Here is a 15,171-nt window from a genome sequence, read left to right as displayed (position 1 = left end):
CCCGCTACGCGGCAGGTGTTCTTCCTGTTTGAGGGTCCCCGGGGTCCCGGGACCCTCCACTCTTTCCCGGGAGAGAATGCGCGTTGGCGACCGGAGTACCGGGCGCGAGAAGAAGCGGAACCTCGAAAGATATTCCGGATTGACGACATTTATATACGCAAACGGCCATTTAGCACTGATGACAGGCGAGGGCTCAAATTCACCTTCGGTCTGTCTGGGATTTGACATTCATTATCCCTGCTGCCTGAATCCCGGATTTCGACCAGATACGGTGAAGGGAAAGAGAAATCTGAAGGATAGTTACTTCAACCCGGACGCGAAGGAAGACTTCGGAAGGGTCATCGACCGGTCCTTCACGCCGGCGACGGAGATCCTCCTCGATCTTCTCGATGACGGGCTGAAGTGCGCCGTCAGCATCTCCGGGGCGGTCGTGGAGCACCTCGAAGCGTGGTATCCCGGGACACTCGAACTCCTCTCCTGCGTGGCAACCCACCGGAACGTCGAAGTCCTGGGGGCGACCTACTACCACAGCGTCGCCGGTCAGTTCTCCGACCTCGCAGAGTTCTCGGACGAGGTCCGTATGCACTGCGACCTGATGAACGAGCACTTCTCAGTCACGCCGACCACGTTTGCGCACACCGACTATCCCATCACCCCAGCCACCGCAAGGGCGCTTACCGGAGCCGGGATTCGTGCGGCCATCATCGAGGGGAGCGAGGGGGCCGGGGCGGAGAGGGACCCGAACTACATCTACACCTATCGCGATCTTCCCGTCCTCGTCACCCATTGCGATCTCTCCGATGACATCGCCGTGCGGTTTCCGTGGCGGGAGTGGGACCGGTGGCCACTCATGGCCGACCGGTACGCAGGGTGGGTCGCCGCCTCCCCCGGCGACTGCATCACGCTCTTCCTCGACTATCGCGTCTTCGGGGACGCCATCGATTCTGCGACCGGCATCCTCGAGTTCCTGCGGGCGCTCCCGTCCGCCCTCGCCGCGGAGGGGATAACGACCGTCCACCCGTCGGAGGCTGCCCGGGCGACGCCGCACGGGGAGATCGGGAAGACCGCCGCGCCGCCCGGCCCGCAGGGCTGTCAGAGGACCATCCTGCAGCAGTCCGCCCTTGAAGCACTCGAGCAGGCCGGCGGTCTGGTTACGGACCCGGAGGTCTGGCGCTGTCTCCTCGATACGGACCATATCCGCAGGATGGCCATGCGCTCGGTCTCGTGCGGAAGACCGCTTCACGCCGTCAGTCACCAGGCGACCTACGACCACTTCGCCTCGTTCATGCGGATCCTCTCGGACGCCGAGGAGCGATCGTCCGCGTCCACCCGGTTCCCGAGTGCCGCTCTCGCGCTCCGGTGCGTCCCGCCGGAGAAGGCGTTCTCCTTCTCGTCGCACGAGCGACCGGTCGGGTACGCCGCCCACAGCCTCCAGGAACTCGCGAGCATGCTCGAGTTCGTTCCGGACGACGTCATCCGCTACCACGTCGAGCGGGAAGACTTCTCCCGGTGGATCGACCAGGTCATCGGCGACGGAAAACTGGCCGGGAAGATCCGGAGTGTCTCGGACCGCATCCGGCTTCAGTCGACGATCCAGAAGAGGATAGGGAAATTATGGAAACGCTTAAGCTAGCATTTTTCTGCTGGGAATCACTCCACTCTACGTTCAAGGTGGGCGGGCTTGCGCCGGCGGCGACCGAGCTCGCCGAGAACCTCGCCCGGATGGGGCACGAGGTCCACTTCTTCACGCGGGGAGAGGGGGGCGACGCGACGATCAACGACGTCCACTACCACTACTGCCTTCCCTACGGTGACAACATCGTCGAGTACTGCAGGACCATGAGCACCATGCTCGTAAAGGCCTTCCGTGCCTGCGACACCCCGGCGTTCGACATCCTCCACTTTCATGACTGGCACGTCGTCGAGGCGATGCACCTCCTCCGCGACCGGAACACCGTCTTCTCCTACCACTCCACCGAGTACGGGCGGCACGGGGGGAATTTCGGCGGCTGGTGGGAGTTCCAGGAGATCTCGGGGAAGGAGTGGTATGGGGGCTACATCGCAAAGACGGTCACGACCGTCTCGAACTCGACGAAGACCGAGGTGATGTGGCTCTACAACGTCCCCGAATGGAAGGTCACCGTCGTCCCGAACGGGATCGATCCTGCCGCCTACCGCACCATGGTCGACCCGGGCGAGGTGAAGAAGCACTACGGCATCCACCCGCTCGCGCCCGTCGTCCTCTTCGTCGGCCGCCTCACCTACCAGAAGGGCCCCGACCTCCTGATGCAGGCCATACCCCGGATCCTCGCCACGCGCTGGGACGTGCAGTTCCTCTTCGCCGGCACCGGGGATATGCGCGGCTACCTGGAGGGGATGGCGCACGGTCTCCCGGTCCAGTTCCTCGGTTACGTCGCCGCTACGGAACACGTCCGGCTCTTGAACGCCTGCGACCTCGTCGCGATACCGAGCAGGAACGAACCCTTCGGGCTCGTCCTCACGGAGGCGTGGAGTGCGGAGCGCTGCGTCGTCGCGACCGACGTCGGGGGGCTCTCGGAGAACATCGACAATTACATAAACGGCATCAAGGTGCCCGTCCGGCCGGACTCGATTGCCTGGGGAATCTGCCACCTCATCGACGACCCGGCCTACATGCAGCGGCTCGGGAAGGCCGGGCGCCGGAAGGTGATGGAGAAGTTCAGGTGGAGCGTCGTCATGGAAAGGATGCTTGGCGTCTATAAGAAAGTCCTCTCCGGCAGCCTTCGATGACGACCGGCGAGGAGGATGAACTCATGCAGCAGGCGCTATCGGATATCACGAGGACCGGGAGCCTCATCACCGACTACGACGTCTACCTCTTCCGGCAGGGGAGCCACTCCCGCCTCTACGAGAAGCTGGGGTCGCATTCCGCCGTCTCCGGCGGCGTGCAGGGAACCTTCTTTGCGGTCTGGGCGCCGAACGCCGCGGAGGTCTCGGTCATCGGGGACTTCAACGGGTGGGAAACGGGCAGAGACCCGCTCCTGGCACGGAGCGACGACTCCGGCATCTGGGAAGGGTTTATACCGGATATCGGCCACGGGGCGCTCTACAAGTACCGCATCAAGAGCCGGTACAACAATTACATAGTAGATAAGGGCGACCCATTCGCGCATTTCTGGGAGATCCCGCCGAAGACCGCATCCATCATCTGGGACCTCGCCTACCCCTGGCGGGACCGGGGGTGGATGCGCTGCCGCGAGGAGCAGAACTCTCCCGATGGACCGATATCCATCTACGAGGTGCATCTCGGGTCGTGGCGGAAGGTACCGGAGGAAGAGAACCGGTCCCTGAGTTACCGGGAGGCAGCGACCGAACTTGTGGACTACCTGCTTGAAACCGGGTTCACGCACGTCGAGTTCCTCCCTGTCATGGAGCACCCGTTCTACGCCTCCTGGGGCTACCAGACGCTCGGTTACTTCGCCCCCACGAGCAGGTACGGCACGCCGGAGGACTTCATGCACCTCGTCGACTCTCTCCACCAGCGCGGGATCGGGGTGATCCTCGACTGGGTGCCGTCCCACTTCCCCGCCGACGGCTACGGGCTCTCCTACTTCGACGGCACCCACCTCTACGAACACGCCCTCCCGGGCCAGCGCTACCACCCCGAGTGGAAGAGTTATATCTTCAACCTCGGGAGAAACGAGGTCCGGTCGTTCCTCACCAGCAGCGCCGCCTTCTGGCTTGACCGCTACCACGCGGACGGCCTGCGGGTGGACGCGGTCTCCTCGATGCTCTACCTCGATTACGCCCGGAGCGCCGGGGAGTGGATACCGAACGTCTACGGCGGGAGGGAGAACCTCGAATCGATAGGGTTCCTCCGGAAGGTGAACGACACGGTCCACGCGAACTTCCCGGGCGTCCTCGTCATCGCCGAGGAGGCGACCTCCTGGCCGGGGGTGACCGCCCCGACCGCGACCGGGGGGCTCGGGTTCGACCTGAAGTGGAACATGGGCTGGATGCACGACACGCTGGACTACTTCGTGCTCGACTCGGTCTTCCGGAAGTACCGGCCCGACCTCCTCACGTTCAGCATATGGTACGCGTTCCGGGAGCGCTACATCCTCCCGCTCTCGCACGATGAGGTCGTCCACGAGAAGGGTTCGATCGCAGGAAAGATGCCCGGCGACGAGTGGCGGAAACGGGCGAACCTCCGGCTCCTCTATGGGTATATGTTCACGCACCCGGGCAAGAAACTCCTCTTCATGGGCGATGAGTTCGGGCAGTGGTCGGAGTGGAGCCACGATGCCGGGCTCACGTGGCACCTCCTGCAGTATCCTCCTCACCAGGGGACCCTCCAGTGGGTCACCGACTTAAATCATCTCTACCGCCGGGAGCCCGCCCTCCACGAGCGGGACGCCGACCCGAGGGGATTCGAGTGGGTCGACTTCTCGGACGTGGAGAAGAGCATCGTCACCTACCTCCGGCGGGGGCTCTCGGCCGACGACGTCGTCCTCGTCGCCTGCAACGCCACCCCGGTCCCGCGCTACGGCTACCGGGTCGGCGTCCCGTTCGGGGGATTCTGGGAGGAGGTGCTCAACAGCGACGCGATCGAGTATGGGGGGAGCGGTGTCGGGAACCTCGGGGGGGTGGAGGCGGAGCAGGTCCCGGCGCACGGCCGGCCGTGGTCCCTTCCGCTCACCCTGCCCCCGCTCGGTGCGGTCATCTTCACCCCGGAGGGGGCGTGACGATGGACCGCGCCGTCTGCATCCACGGCCACTTCTACCAGCCGCCGCGGGAGAACCCCTGGATCGGCGAGGTCGAGGTCCAGCGGTCGGCCGCTCCCTACCACGACTGGAACGAGCGGGTGACGGCGGAGTGTTATGAACCGAACACTGCCGCACGCCTCCTCGACCCGGACGGCCTGATCGCGGAGGTCATGAACACCTACTCACGGATCAGTTTCACGGCCGCCCCGACGCTGCTTGCCTGGCTTGAGCAGCACCGCCCGTCGGTCTACACCGCGATCGTCGAGGCCGACCGGGAGAGCCGGAAATGCTACGCCGGTCATGGGTCCGCGATCGCCTGTTGCTACAACCACATCATCATGCCGCTCGCGACCCGGGAGGAGAAACGGGTCCAGGTCGTCTGGGGGGTCCGCGACTTTAGAGCCAGGTTCGGCCGCGAGCCCGAAGGGATCTGGCTGCCGGAGACGGCGGTCGATCTCGAGTCCCTGGACCTGGCGGCAGAGGCCGGGATCCGGTTCACGATCCTCGCACCGCACCAGGCCGCAAAGGTGCGGAGGATCGGGACGGAGGCCTGGACGGATGTCTCCGGCGGCCGGGTCGAGACGCGGATGCCCTACCTCTGCCGCCTCCCCTCCGGGCGGAGTATCGCGGTCTTCTTCTACGACGGCGGTATCGCCCACGACATCGCGTTCGGCGACCTGCTCAATGACGGGCGACGGTTTGCCGGGCGGCTGCTCGATGCGTTCTCGTCCGGGAGGGACCGGCCGGAACTCGTGCATATCGCGACCGACGCCGAGACCTACGGCCACCACAAAAAGTTCGGGGATATGGCGCTCGCCTGCTGTCTCCGCACCATCGAGAGGAGCCGGGACACAAGCCTCACGGTCTACGGCGAGTACCTCGCCGCCCACCCGCCTACGCACGAGGTCATCGTCCGGGAGAGGACGTCCTGGAGCTGCGTACACGGCGTCGAGCGGTGGCAGCAGGCGTGTGGGTGCCACAGCGGGACGCACCCGGGGTGGTCGCAGGCATGGCGCGAGCCGCTCCGGGAGGCGGTCGTCAGGGTCCGGGACGCCATCGCCCCCCGGGCGGCGGAGGTGCTCGCGACCCTCGTCCGCGACCCCGCGGCGGCCCGGGAGGATGCCGTCGGCCTCGTCCTTGCCCGGTGGTCCGACGAAGCCGTGACGGCGTTCTTCTCGCGCCACGCCCTCCGCGACCTCTCTCCCGGTGAGCGGCGGCGGGCCCTGGGGCTCCTCGAGATGGAGCGGCAGGTGATGCTGATGCAGACGAGCTGCGGCTGGTTCTTCGACGATATCACGGAGCCGGGGAGCGTCCAGGTGATGCGGCACGCGGGCCGTGCAATGGACCTCGCCCGGCAGACCCTCGGCCTCGACCTTGAGGCAGCGTTCATCGATACCCTCCGCCGGGCCCGGACAAACGACCCGGAGTACGCGACCGGCGCGAATGTTTACGAGGCCGGGGTCCGGCCGCGGGCGTTCGACCCCGCCCGGATCGGGTCAGGGGCCGCCCTCTACGCGCTCTTCGATCTCGAACCCCCCGCGGTCGCGTCGGGGATGTACGCCGTCGACGGGGACTGGCGCTACCGGTCGGATGCCGGCGGCCGGCGCCGCATCCTCGGGACCGTCCGGGTCCGGTCCCGGGCGACGGGGGAGGAAGCGCTCTTTGATGCGGTTGCGCTCTTTTCCGGGATGGATCAGGTCGCCGTCGGCGTGCGCGAGCCCGGCGGCGAGGAGGCGCTCCGGGCGGTCTGGGAGGGGGTGATGGGCGCCGACCCGGCCGGGGCGGTATCCGCCTCCTTTGCCCGGGTCTACACCGCGCCCGACCTCTCCAACGAGGAACGATGGGCAATCGCCCGCCGGATTGCTCCCGGGATCGGGCGTGCCATCTGCGCAGTCTACCGGGACGCAAGCCCGCTGCTCTCGGTGCTTGAGGACCTCGGGATCCCCGAGACGGGAGGCACCGCCCTTCTCCGGGAGCACGCCTCCAGTGAGCGGCTGCGCTCGCTGATCGAAACGGGCTGCCCCGATCCGGACGGTTTTCAAGCACTCGTGAGGGGTCTCGGGGCGCCTGACCTCGTATCTCTCGGGGAGGCGGCGAGCCGGCGGATCGAGGCCTCCGCGAGGGCGGCGGCGGCCCGGCCCGGGGACCCGGTGCCGCTTGAGGAGATCGTCCGTATGGTCGGGTGCGCGAAGGGAGCAGGGCTCCCGCTCACCCTCTGGGAGGGCCAGAACCTATGTATCGAGATGCGCAACAACTATGCCTTAATGCAGGAACGGGCCGGGCGGGGCGAAGGGGATGCACAACGGTGGACGGAAGCCTTCAGGAGGGCGGCGACATGCCTCGGTGTGAGGGTGGCATGAGGAGGGACCGGGCATGAACCGGCGGGGCAGCGGGGTCCTCCTCCACATAACGTCCCTGCCGTCGACCTACGGGATCGGCGACCTCGGTCCGGCGTCGCACCGGTTCGTAGACCTCCTCGCCGGTGCCGGGCAACGCTACTGGCAGATCCTTCCCCTCAACCCGACGTGCCCGGCGTTCGGCAACTCGCCCTACCAGGGCGTCTCGGCGTTTGCCGGGAACACCTGGCTCATCAGCCCCGAGCAGATGGTCGCAGACGGCCTCCTCGGGCCGGAGGATATCCGGGACCCACCCGATTTCCCCGCAGGGCGGGTCGACTACCCCGCGGTCCTTGCCTACAAGAACAGCCTCTTCGACCGGGCGTTTGCGCGGTTCAAAGAACTCGGGGAGGACTTCCGCTACAAAGAATTCGTCGCCGACAATGCCTCGTGGCTCGACGACTACGCCATCTTCGTCGCCCTCAAGGACCGGTTTCCCGGGAAGGTCTGGGGCGACTGGCCGCCCGATATCAGGGACCGGCACGAAGACGCTCTCCGGGGCTACGGCACGGAGCTCGCGGACCCGATCCTCCGGGAGAAGTTCCTTCAGTACGTCTTCGATCGGCAGTGGCAGGCGTTCAAGAACCATTGCCGCGAGCGCTCCATCCAGGTCATCGGGGATATACCGATCTACCTCACCTACGATAGCGTCGACCTCTGGGCGAACCCCGGGCTCTTCAAACTGGACGAACAGAAGAAACCGGCCGCAGTCTCGGGCGTCCCCCCGGATATGTTCAGCGCGACCGGGCAGCTCTGGGGAAACCCGGTCTACAACTGGGATGCGCACCGCGAGAGGGGATTTTCGTGGTGGAAGAGCCGGATCGACCGCACCCTCGCTCTCGTCGACCGGCTGCGCCTCGATCACTTCCGGGGGTTCGTGCAGTTCTGGGAGGTCCCCGCCGGGGAGGCGACCGCGGAGAACGGGCGCTGGGTCGATGCGCCCGGCCGGGACCTCTTCACCCTGTTTATGCGGAGCAGGCCGTGCCTCCCCATCATCGCCGAGGACCTTGGCTACATCACTTCCGACGTCCATGAGATGATGGCCCACTTCGGGTTCCCGGGGATGAAGATCCTGGTATTCGGCTTCTCCGGCGACGTCGCGGGGAACCCTCACGCTCCCCACAACATCACAAGGGACTGCGTCGCCTACACGGGGACGCACGACAACAACACCGTCCGGGGATGGTTCGAGCACGGGGTCTCCGGCGACCAGAAGGACCTCATATTCCGTTACATCGGGGGGCCGGTCGGCACCGACCAGATACACCGGATCCTCATACGGTTCGCGATGCTCTCCCCTGCGGACACCGTGATCGTCCCGATGCAGGACATCCTCGGCCTCGGGGAGGAGGCGCGGATGAACCGGCCGGGCACGCCGGAAGGGAACTGGGAGTGGCGGCTCCGGCCGGAGCAGATGGGGGAGGAAGGCCTCCGGGAGTTTGCCGGGGTCACGAGGATATACGGGAGGGGGTGAGAGAGCGGCCCCTGCATCGGGGGAGATCCCGCCCTCTCCGCTTCCGGGACGAAAATGCCACGTGCCGGAAGGTTTTCCGGTTCCCGTCCCCTTCAAAAAGCTTCATGGTTGCTGTTTTTCCATTTTTTTCAATGGTTTGCAAAAATCCGTAAACATATATAATAATAAACACGGAAAGTACATCATTCAATTGGGGACAGAATTCATGGGGGATTCACTACACGATCAGTTTGACCACGTTCCGGAACGGATCTCCGGGCTTGTTGACCTCGCATACAACCTCTGGTGGAGCTGGAACTCGGAGGCCCGGATACTCTTCAAGCAGGTGAACCAGCAGGCATGGAAAGCAAGCGTCCATAATCCGGTCCGGATGCTCCGCGAGATACCGGCCGAGTTCCTGAACCGGGCGGCAGAGAATCCCGCCTATCTCCACCGCTACGACATCGTCATGCGCCGGTTCAACAGATACATGACCGCCAACGGGACCTGGTTCTCACAGGAGTTCCCCGACCACCCGGCACTGCCGATCGCCTACTTCTCGGCCGAATACGGGCTCCACCACTCACTTCCCTTCTACGCGGGGGGGCTCGGATTCCTCGCCGGCGATCACTTAAAAGAGGCAAGCGACCTCGGTCTCCCGATGGTTGCCGTCGGGTTCATGTACTCACAGGGCTACCTGCACCAGCATATCAACCCCGACGGCTGGCAGGAGGGGATCACTGAACCGGTCGACCGCACCGCAGCGCCGATCACCCGGGTGCTCGATGCGACCGGCGAAGACCTGGTGGTCCGGGTCCCGCATATCGACCCGCCCATCTACGTCTCCGTCTGGAAGGTCCAGGTCGGCAAGGTGCCGCTCTACCTCCTGGATACGGATATCCCCTGTAACGACTCCTATAATCGGGGCATATCCTCCCGGCTCTACACGGGAGACCTGGAGCAGCGCCTCCGCCAGGAGATCGTCCTCGGCATCGGCGGGAGAAAGGTGCTCCACGCACTCGGCATCGAGTACGCGGCGGTGCACTTGAACGAAGGCCACCCGGCGTTTGCGCTGCTCGAGCGTATCCGGGAGCGGGTCGAGCGGGGGATGGACTTTGACGCGGCGCTCCGCGCGGTGCAGGCGACATCGATCTTCACCACACATACGCCCGTTCCGGCAGGCCACGACGTATTCCCCGTCGACCTCATCGACCGTTACTTCAGGACTTACTACCCGGCGCTCGGCATTGACCGGACCCGGTTCCTGCAACTCGGCGTCCACCCCGAAAACCCCGGTGCAGGCTTCAACATGACCGCGTTCGCCCTGCGTGCGTCGGCGCACCACAACGGGGTCTCGCGCGCGAACGGGACCGTCACCCGACAAATGTGGAACTGCCTCTGGCCGGGGCTGCCGGAGACGACGGTGCCGATCGACCACGTCACGAACGGCGTCCATCTCCCGACCTGGTTGAACCACCGGGTCAAGGACCTCTACGACCGGTACATCGGGCCGACCTCGCCCGACTGGCTCTCGGAGCACGACGACCCGATGGTCTGGGAACTCATCGATGAGATTCCGGATGACGAACTCTGGAAGATCCATACCCACCTGAAGGGGAAACTTATCAACCGGATTCGGGAGCGGCAGCGGATCAAGTGGGCGGCACACAGCGGAGGGGCGTCGAATCCTGCGGCCGAAGGGGCGTTCCTCAACCCCTCCGTCCTGACGATCGGATTTGCCCGGCGGTTCTCGACCTACAAGCGGGCGCACCTCGTCTTCGAGGACCTGGACCGCTTGAAGCGCATCCTGAACAACCCCTGGTGCCCCGTCCAGATCGTCTTCGCCGGCAAGGCCCACCCGAACGATAACGAGGGGAAGCGGGTGCTCCAGAAGATCTACCGTTACGCGCAGCAGCCCGAGTTCGGGGGACGTATCGCGTTCGTCGAGGACTACGGCGAGCAGGTGGCGCAGTACCTGGTACACGGCGTCGATGTCTGGCTGAACAACCCGCTGCCCCCGATGGAGGCGAGCGGAACGAGCGGCATGAAAGCGTCGTTAAACGGCGTCCTCAACCTCTCCATCCTTGACGGCTGGTGGATAGAGGGCTACAACGGCAGGAACGGGTGGGCGTTCGGGGACGAGGCGGCCCCCTGCAAGGAGCAGAATGCCGTCGATGCCACGGCAATCTATGATATCCTGGAAACGGAGGTCGTCCCACTCTACTACAACCGCTCCATCGACGATATCCCCCACGGCTGGGTGAAGATGATGAAGGAGTCGATCAAGAGCAACGCCCCCCGGTTCTCGTCCCGCAGGATGGTGAAAGAGTACGTCATCCGGTATTACCCGGCGCTCCTGAAGAGTGCCGGCGCGGAGTGTGCCCGGACTCCAACGGCGGCAAAACCCTGGCCGCCGACCTGGAAACCGCGGGTCCAGGGAAGGGCCGGAGAAGGGAGCAAGTGAACTTCTTCTCTTCACCAACCGCACCCAGAAAAAAAGGTCCTATCTGGTCGGATTGATAGGGCCGTATCCCACTGGTGCCTGTGCAGGTATGCAGCCTACATGACTTCGCCGAGGGCCTTGCTCACGTCTGTCGCGGATCTGAACTCCCTGTCCCGGATCCTCTGCAGGATATCAAGCACGTCACCGGGCGCACCGTTCTTCTGCGCCAGGCTGATGACCTCGCGTATGCCCGCAGGGTAATCCATGCCACGGAGGTATCTCTGCACCTCAGCCGCGCTGACAGCTGTGGATCTGCTGACTGATCTCCCCTCAAAGCCTTCGCGTGACGATCTCTGCCCTGATTCGATCTCAGACCCGGCCATCGCCTTGCTGACATCTATCGGCGAGTGGTAGGTCTGTTCGGGCAGGCCGGCAAGGGTCTCCATGATATCATTGTCCGCGTTGTTCGCCCTTGCCTGATCCAGCAGGTCCTGCCTGTTTGCCGGGTAATCCACCCCGGCCAGGTACTTCTCAACCATCGCCGGGTTCACCTTGAACCTTGCCTCTGCCACTCATGTCACCTCCAGTGACGGCGGGTGAATAGCAAAGATATTATAAAAAACCTACTATAAATGTTGCCGCCCATGCCGGCGCTGCAGGCCCGCCTTACAGCATACGGATAACTCCGGATGACAGAACAACGGTTCTATTTCGGGAGCGATGCCGCAGGGGACAGTGGAATGGCACCGGAGGGCGGCAGCAGGCGGATCCGGGGCGCGGAGAAGCGTAACCCCTGCTCCGCACCGGGGGTTGGAGGTTCACTACATGACTCTCGTGATCGCATTCATCGGAGAATCGGGCGCAGTAATGGCAGGGGATATGCGGGAGATTGCGTTTATGGGGGATGATTCCTGCATCGAAAAACTGGAGTGCGAACTCTACGACGGCTCGCTCGCCTCCGATAACGACCTCGCAAAGCGGGCTGCTGAGATCGGCGTGACAATCCGTATCCGGGACGATAAGGCCAAGGTCTCGCAGCAGGACGGAGTGCTCGTCGGCGAGGTGACCGAGACCGAGGGAGCGAGCGCCCGCTGCAGGAGGCTGTATGCTACGAGAGGGAGTTACACGATCGCGGAGATCGTCGATTCCCGGCTACAGGTAACGCAGAGGGGCAGGGCAAGCAACTTTGTGGTGCTGGGAAACGATACCGCACAGCGGATAGCCGACCAGTGCATCCGGGAGGCGTGGGACGGCGGAACACTTCAGGATGCCATACGGCTCATCATGCTCACCATGCAGATAACGGCAAGCTTAACGGCATCGGTGAGCAGAACGTTTGTCCTGGTGCATACCGATCTCTCGGCCGACCTCGCTCATGCTATCGATCGGGACTCCCGGGGACAATCTGTCGTCAGGAATGAATGAAGTCAGGATTGTGCCGAACCGGGTAAAACGTACGTCCGCTCCCGGGATCTACCCGAGTGCGGGAGCCTTCCGGAGAACGGTCGAGAGACTGTCTCCTTAGATACGTAGAGATGTTTACTGGCTGAGGTAGTTGTGCCTCTTGAGCCAGTCGACCTGGGGTCTGATGTAGCGGTAGACGATATCGCACTTCTCGTCCTGGAAACTCCAGGGGACGACAATCAAGAGGTCGCCTTCGCGTATCCAGAGCCGCTTCTTGATCTTGCCCTTGATCCGCCCGGTGCGTGTGACGCCGTCCTCGCAACGGACGCGTATGTGGTTTGCCCCGAGCATCAGGTCGGCCCGGGCGAATATCTCCCGGTTTCGCTTCTTCGGCAGCCGTACTCGTACAATCTCTTCAGTTTCGTTATTATGTGATCCTCGTGAATTCGTCAGTTAATCAACTCCATGACAGGCGGCGACGCAAGACCCCTCCCGTATATTATCCTAGAGGTGTATATCAATGACCCCAGCCAGCATTAAAGTATCTATCCCGGGAACACCTGCACAACCGGGAGCCGGCGGGGAGAGTCGGCCGTATGTAGGGTGCTCTGGGTGGGGTTTGAATACCGACACCCGGGACCCGCGCGGATGCTTGTTCCCGGGGACTACGGGTATTACTCTGCCGAAGCGGGTTCAGGTGCCGGATGCAACGACCTCCCGGAGAGACATCGCGAAGAAAGAACCGGTCTGGAACGGGATTCGGGGCGTGAAACGTGGTTAAAGAAGGTGTAACCCAACCCCCGGGTGGGCGCCCGCATCGAGGGTGGTGTCCCGGACTGCTGCCCGGGTTTTCCGCCGAAGAATAATTAAGGTTTGAACGTACATGTGTGACGAGGATCTTTGAATGGAAAGCAGCAAGCTGTACGTCGGTAACCTCACCTACTCGGTAAATGAAGAGCAGTTGAAAGACCTGTTTAGCCAGTACGGGACGGTAAGTGACGTCAGAGTCATCGAACGCAAAGGGTTCGGGTTTGTCGAGATGTCCAGTCCCGAAGAGGCTGAGGCAGCAAAGGAAGCCCTGAACGACACTGTATTTGAAGGCCGTACCTTAAAGATAGACGAGGCCCGGCCCCCGAGACCGAGAAGTGACTTCAACCGGTATTAAGGTACTTTCTGGAAGAACAGTACTCTAAATATCTCCCTTTTTTAACGATTCGGGGTTCAAGGGAACCTCATCTCTGATTGACCGACACGCATGGCTACGCCGTGTGTCTCAACTGATCGTTCCGGTGCGGCCGCCTATCCCGGAAGGGATGACAACGTTCAGGAACGGCCAATCACCTCTTGTTCCCTCGATAAGAAAGGAGAGATTGACACTCTCCCCGGCTAAAGCCGGGAGATTCTTGTTTCGTTGACCGGGACTTGCACCGCTGGAATTGGCGGTGTAGCGGTCCCAATCTCCACAAGCGTCGATTCGGGTGTGCCCCACCCTACGGATGCTCGTTTCAGGATATTTTGTGCGGCGTTCAGGTCCCGGGGGACTGTGTAGCCGCAGACCGGACAGGCATGGGTCCGCTGCCAGAGATCCTTCTTCTCCCGATGCCCGCAGACGAAACAGTCCTGCGTCGTATAAGCCGGCTCGATCAGATGCACATACTTACCAGCATTCGCAGCTTTGTAGCGTATGAACTCTCTTGCTTTGTACCACGCGAGTCGAAGCCTCCGGCTTCTCCCGCTCCGGCCCTCCGGCCCATCACGGCATCGAGAATAGACCTGGATCTGCCGCGGAGTTTTGCCTCCAGCGATTCGACCATCGGTTTGATGGTCAGGTGTTCCAGAGCGATGCAGTCGTAGTTATCGACATAATACCGGCTCCACTTGTGCAGGAAGTCGGTTCTCCGGTTCTCGACCTGTTCGTGGATCCGGGCAACCCGGACCCGCTGCTTCCGGCGGTTCCGGCTCCCCTCCACGGTCTGAGATAACCTCCTCTGGGCCCGGCGGAGCCTCTTTGCGGCCATCCTGACATTGTGCGGGTGCGGGAAGACCTTGCCGTCAGTGTCGGTGGAGAAGTTCTCCAGGTTCAGGTCGATCCCGACCGCCCGGGTGCCGGTCGTCAGCTCGGGGGTGTCGGGGGTCTCGGAGATGATCGCCACGAACCATTTGTGGGCCGGGGTGTGCTTGATCACGATCTGCTTGATCCGTCCCGGTACCGGTCGGCTGAGTTCGATCCGCATCTCCCCGATCTTGCTCAGCCGGAGCCGGTTGCCCATGAGCTTGAATCCGGTTTGCTCGTAGATCATCGAGTGGACCCACTTCTTTCGGAGTTTGCCGACTTTCCTCCCCTTTTCCTTCAGTTTTCTGAGAGCACGGAGGTTGTGGACGATCTGCTGGACGACGTTCTGCAGCACTTTGCTGTGGACTTCTTTCAGCTCGGGATACTCGGCTTTCAACTTCGGGAGACAGGAGTCCTGATAGACCTTGTTCTCAAGGCACCAGTTCCGGACAAAGGCACACCTCGCAAACCCGGTGAACAGCCGTCCCTCCACCTTCTGCGAGGGGTAGATCCGGTACCGGGTGACGTGCCGCATTCCAGACTCCAGAGGTCTATGAGTGCTCATCCGGCTATAAGGTAACTCCTGCGGGGTGAAAGTGAACGGACCAAGGGGGGCAATTCATCCCCACGGCTCAAGCCGGGGGCTTGCTTGCACCCCTTGAACCCCGGATCTGTAA

Annotated in this window: 12 protein-coding genes; 8 read left to right on the top strand and 4 right to left on the bottom strand. The window is 63.2% G+C overall.

The window, feature by feature from the left end; translation table 11 throughout:
- The first annotated feature begins 76 nt into the window (after positions 1–76).
- From BRA49_RS01380 to glgP, 6 genes are all read left to right on the top strand, one after another.
- Positions 77–1,633 carry an alpha-amylase gene (locus tag BRA49_RS01380; protein ID WP_349680893.1) on the top strand — a complete coding sequence of 519 codons (1,557 nt, stop codon included), beginning with the start codon at positions 77–79 and terminating at the stop codon, positions 1,631–1,633.
- The gene (locus BRA49_RS01375) at positions 1,615–2,769 is read left to right on the top strand and encodes a glycosyltransferase family 4 protein (RefSeq protein ID WP_292382790.1); all 1,155 of its coding nucleotides are present in this window, start codon (positions 1,615–1,617) and stop codon (positions 2,767–2,769) included. The genes BRA49_RS01380 and BRA49_RS01375 overlap by 19 nt, the downstream gene beginning before the upstream one ends.
- A gap of 23 nt (positions 2,770–2,792) precedes the next feature.
- Positions 2,793–4,724 (top strand): 1,4-alpha-glucan branching protein GlgB, encoded by a 1,932-nt coding sequence (gene glgB, locus BRA49_RS01370; RefSeq protein ID WP_292382789.1) that lies wholly within the window; start codon positions 2,793–2,795, stop codon positions 4,722–4,724.
- Between the two features lie 2 nt (positions 4,725–4,726).
- The gene (locus BRA49_RS01365) at positions 4,727–7,105 is read left to right on the top strand and encodes a DUF3536 domain-containing protein (RefSeq protein WP_292382913.1); all 2,379 of its coding nucleotides are present in this window, start codon (positions 4,727–4,729) and stop codon (positions 7,103–7,105) included.
- Between the two features lie 13 nt (positions 7,106–7,118).
- Positions 7,119–8,615 carry a 4-alpha-glucanotransferase gene (malQ, locus tag BRA49_RS01360; protein ID WP_292382787.1) on the top strand — a complete coding sequence of 499 codons (1,497 nt, stop codon included), beginning with the start codon at positions 7,119–7,121 and terminating at the stop codon, positions 8,613–8,615.
- Positions 8,616–8,820: 205 nt separating this feature from the next.
- Positions 8,821–11,058: an alpha-glucan family phosphorylase gene (gene glgP, locus BRA49_RS01355; protein ID WP_292382785.1), complete on the top strand. Its 2,238-nt coding sequence runs from the start codon at positions 8,821–8,823 to the stop codon at positions 11,056–11,058.
- Between the two features lie 95 nt (positions 11,059–11,153).
- On the opposite strand, the gene BRA49_RS01350 is transcribed toward glgP, so the two are convergent.
- Positions 11,154–11,609: a DUF2795 domain-containing protein gene (locus BRA49_RS01350; protein ID WP_292382783.1), complete on the bottom strand. Its 456-nt coding sequence runs from the start codon at positions 11,607–11,609 to the stop codon at positions 11,154–11,156.
- Positions 11,610–11,862: 253 nt separating this feature from the next.
- Between BRA49_RS01350 and BRA49_RS01345 the strand changes: the two genes are divergently transcribed.
- Complete coding sequence (locus BRA49_RS01345) at positions 11,863–12,462, top strand: DUF2121 domain-containing protein (RefSeq protein WP_292382781.1); 600 nt, start codon at positions 11,863–11,865, stop codon at positions 12,460–12,462.
- Positions 12,463–12,576: 114 nt separating this feature from the next.
- Here BRA49_RS01345 and eif1A read toward each other — a convergent pair whose 3' ends face one another.
- Positions 12,577–12,894: a translation initiation factor eIF-1A gene (eif1A, locus tag BRA49_RS01340; protein ID WP_292382911.1), complete on the bottom strand. Its 318-nt coding sequence runs from the start codon at positions 12,892–12,894 to the stop codon at positions 12,577–12,579.
- A gap of 451 nt (positions 12,895–13,345) precedes the next feature.
- Between eif1A and BRA49_RS01335 the strand changes: the two genes are divergently transcribed.
- The gene (locus BRA49_RS01335; RefSeq protein WP_292382779.1) at positions 13,346–13,606 is read left to right on the top strand and encodes an RNA recognition motif domain-containing protein; all 261 of its coding nucleotides are present in this window, start codon (positions 13,346–13,348) and stop codon (positions 13,604–13,606) included.
- A gap of 221 nt (positions 13,607–13,827) precedes the next feature.
- Here the strand turns inward: BRA49_RS01335 and BRA49_RS13575 are convergent, their stop codons facing one another.
- Positions 13,828–14,094, bottom strand: a complete 267-nt coding sequence (locus tag BRA49_RS13575) for a zinc ribbon domain-containing protein (protein ID WP_292559375.1) — start codon at positions 14,092–14,094, stop codon at positions 13,828–13,830.
- Positions 14,085–15,029, bottom strand: a complete 945-nt coding sequence (locus tag BRA49_RS01330; protein ID WP_292382778.1) for an RNA-guided endonuclease InsQ/TnpB family protein — start codon at positions 15,027–15,029, stop codon at positions 14,085–14,087. Before BRA49_RS01330 ends, BRA49_RS13575 begins: the two co-directional genes overlap by 10 nt.
- Between the last annotated feature and the right edge of the window lie 142 nt (positions 15,030–15,171).

It is taken from the genome of Methanoculleus sp. UBA430, assembly GCF_002506585.1.
Taxonomy (GTDB): domain Archaea; phylum Halobacteriota; class Methanomicrobia; order Methanomicrobiales; family Methanoculleaceae; genus Methanoculleus.
The sequence above is the reverse complement of the archived record's forward strand: the minus strand, read 5'-3'. Positions and strand labels throughout refer to the sequence as shown.

What these genes read in the sequence shown, in the direction of transcription:
- BRA49_RS01380 (WP_349680893.1), top strand. Translation starts at nt 77, where the DNA reads ATGCGCGTTGGCGACCGGAGTACCGGGCGCGAGAAGAAGCGGAACCTC.
- glgP (WP_292382785.1), top strand. Translation starts at nt 8,821, where the DNA reads ATGGGGGATTCACTACACGATCAGTTTGACCACGTTCCGGAACGGATC.
- BRA49_RS01335 (WP_292382779.1), top strand. Translation starts at nt 13,346, where the DNA reads ATGGAAAGCAGCAAGCTGTACGTCGGTAACCTCACCTACTCGGTAAAT.
- glgB (WP_292382789.1), top strand. Translation starts at nt 2,793, where the DNA reads ATGCAGCAGGCGCTATCGGATATCACGAGGACCGGGAGCCTCATCACC.
- BRA49_RS01375 (WP_292382790.1), top strand. Translation starts at nt 1,615, where the DNA reads ATGGAAACGCTTAAGCTAGCATTTTTCTGCTGGGAATCACTCCACTCT.
- BRA49_RS01365 (WP_292382913.1), top strand. Translation starts at nt 4,727, where the DNA reads ATGGACCGCGCCGTCTGCATCCACGGCCACTTCTACCAGCCGCCGCGG.
- malQ (WP_292382787.1), top strand. Translation starts at nt 7,119, where the DNA reads ATGAACCGGCGGGGCAGCGGGGTCCTCCTCCACATAACGTCCCTGCCG.
- BRA49_RS01330 (WP_292382778.1), bottom strand. Translation starts at nt 15,029, where the DNA reads ATGCGGCACGTCACCCGGTACCGGATCTACCCCTCGCAGAAGGTGGAG.
- BRA49_RS01345 (WP_292382781.1), top strand. Translation starts at nt 11,863, where the DNA reads ATGACTCTCGTGATCGCATTCATCGGAGAATCGGGCGCAGTAATGGCA.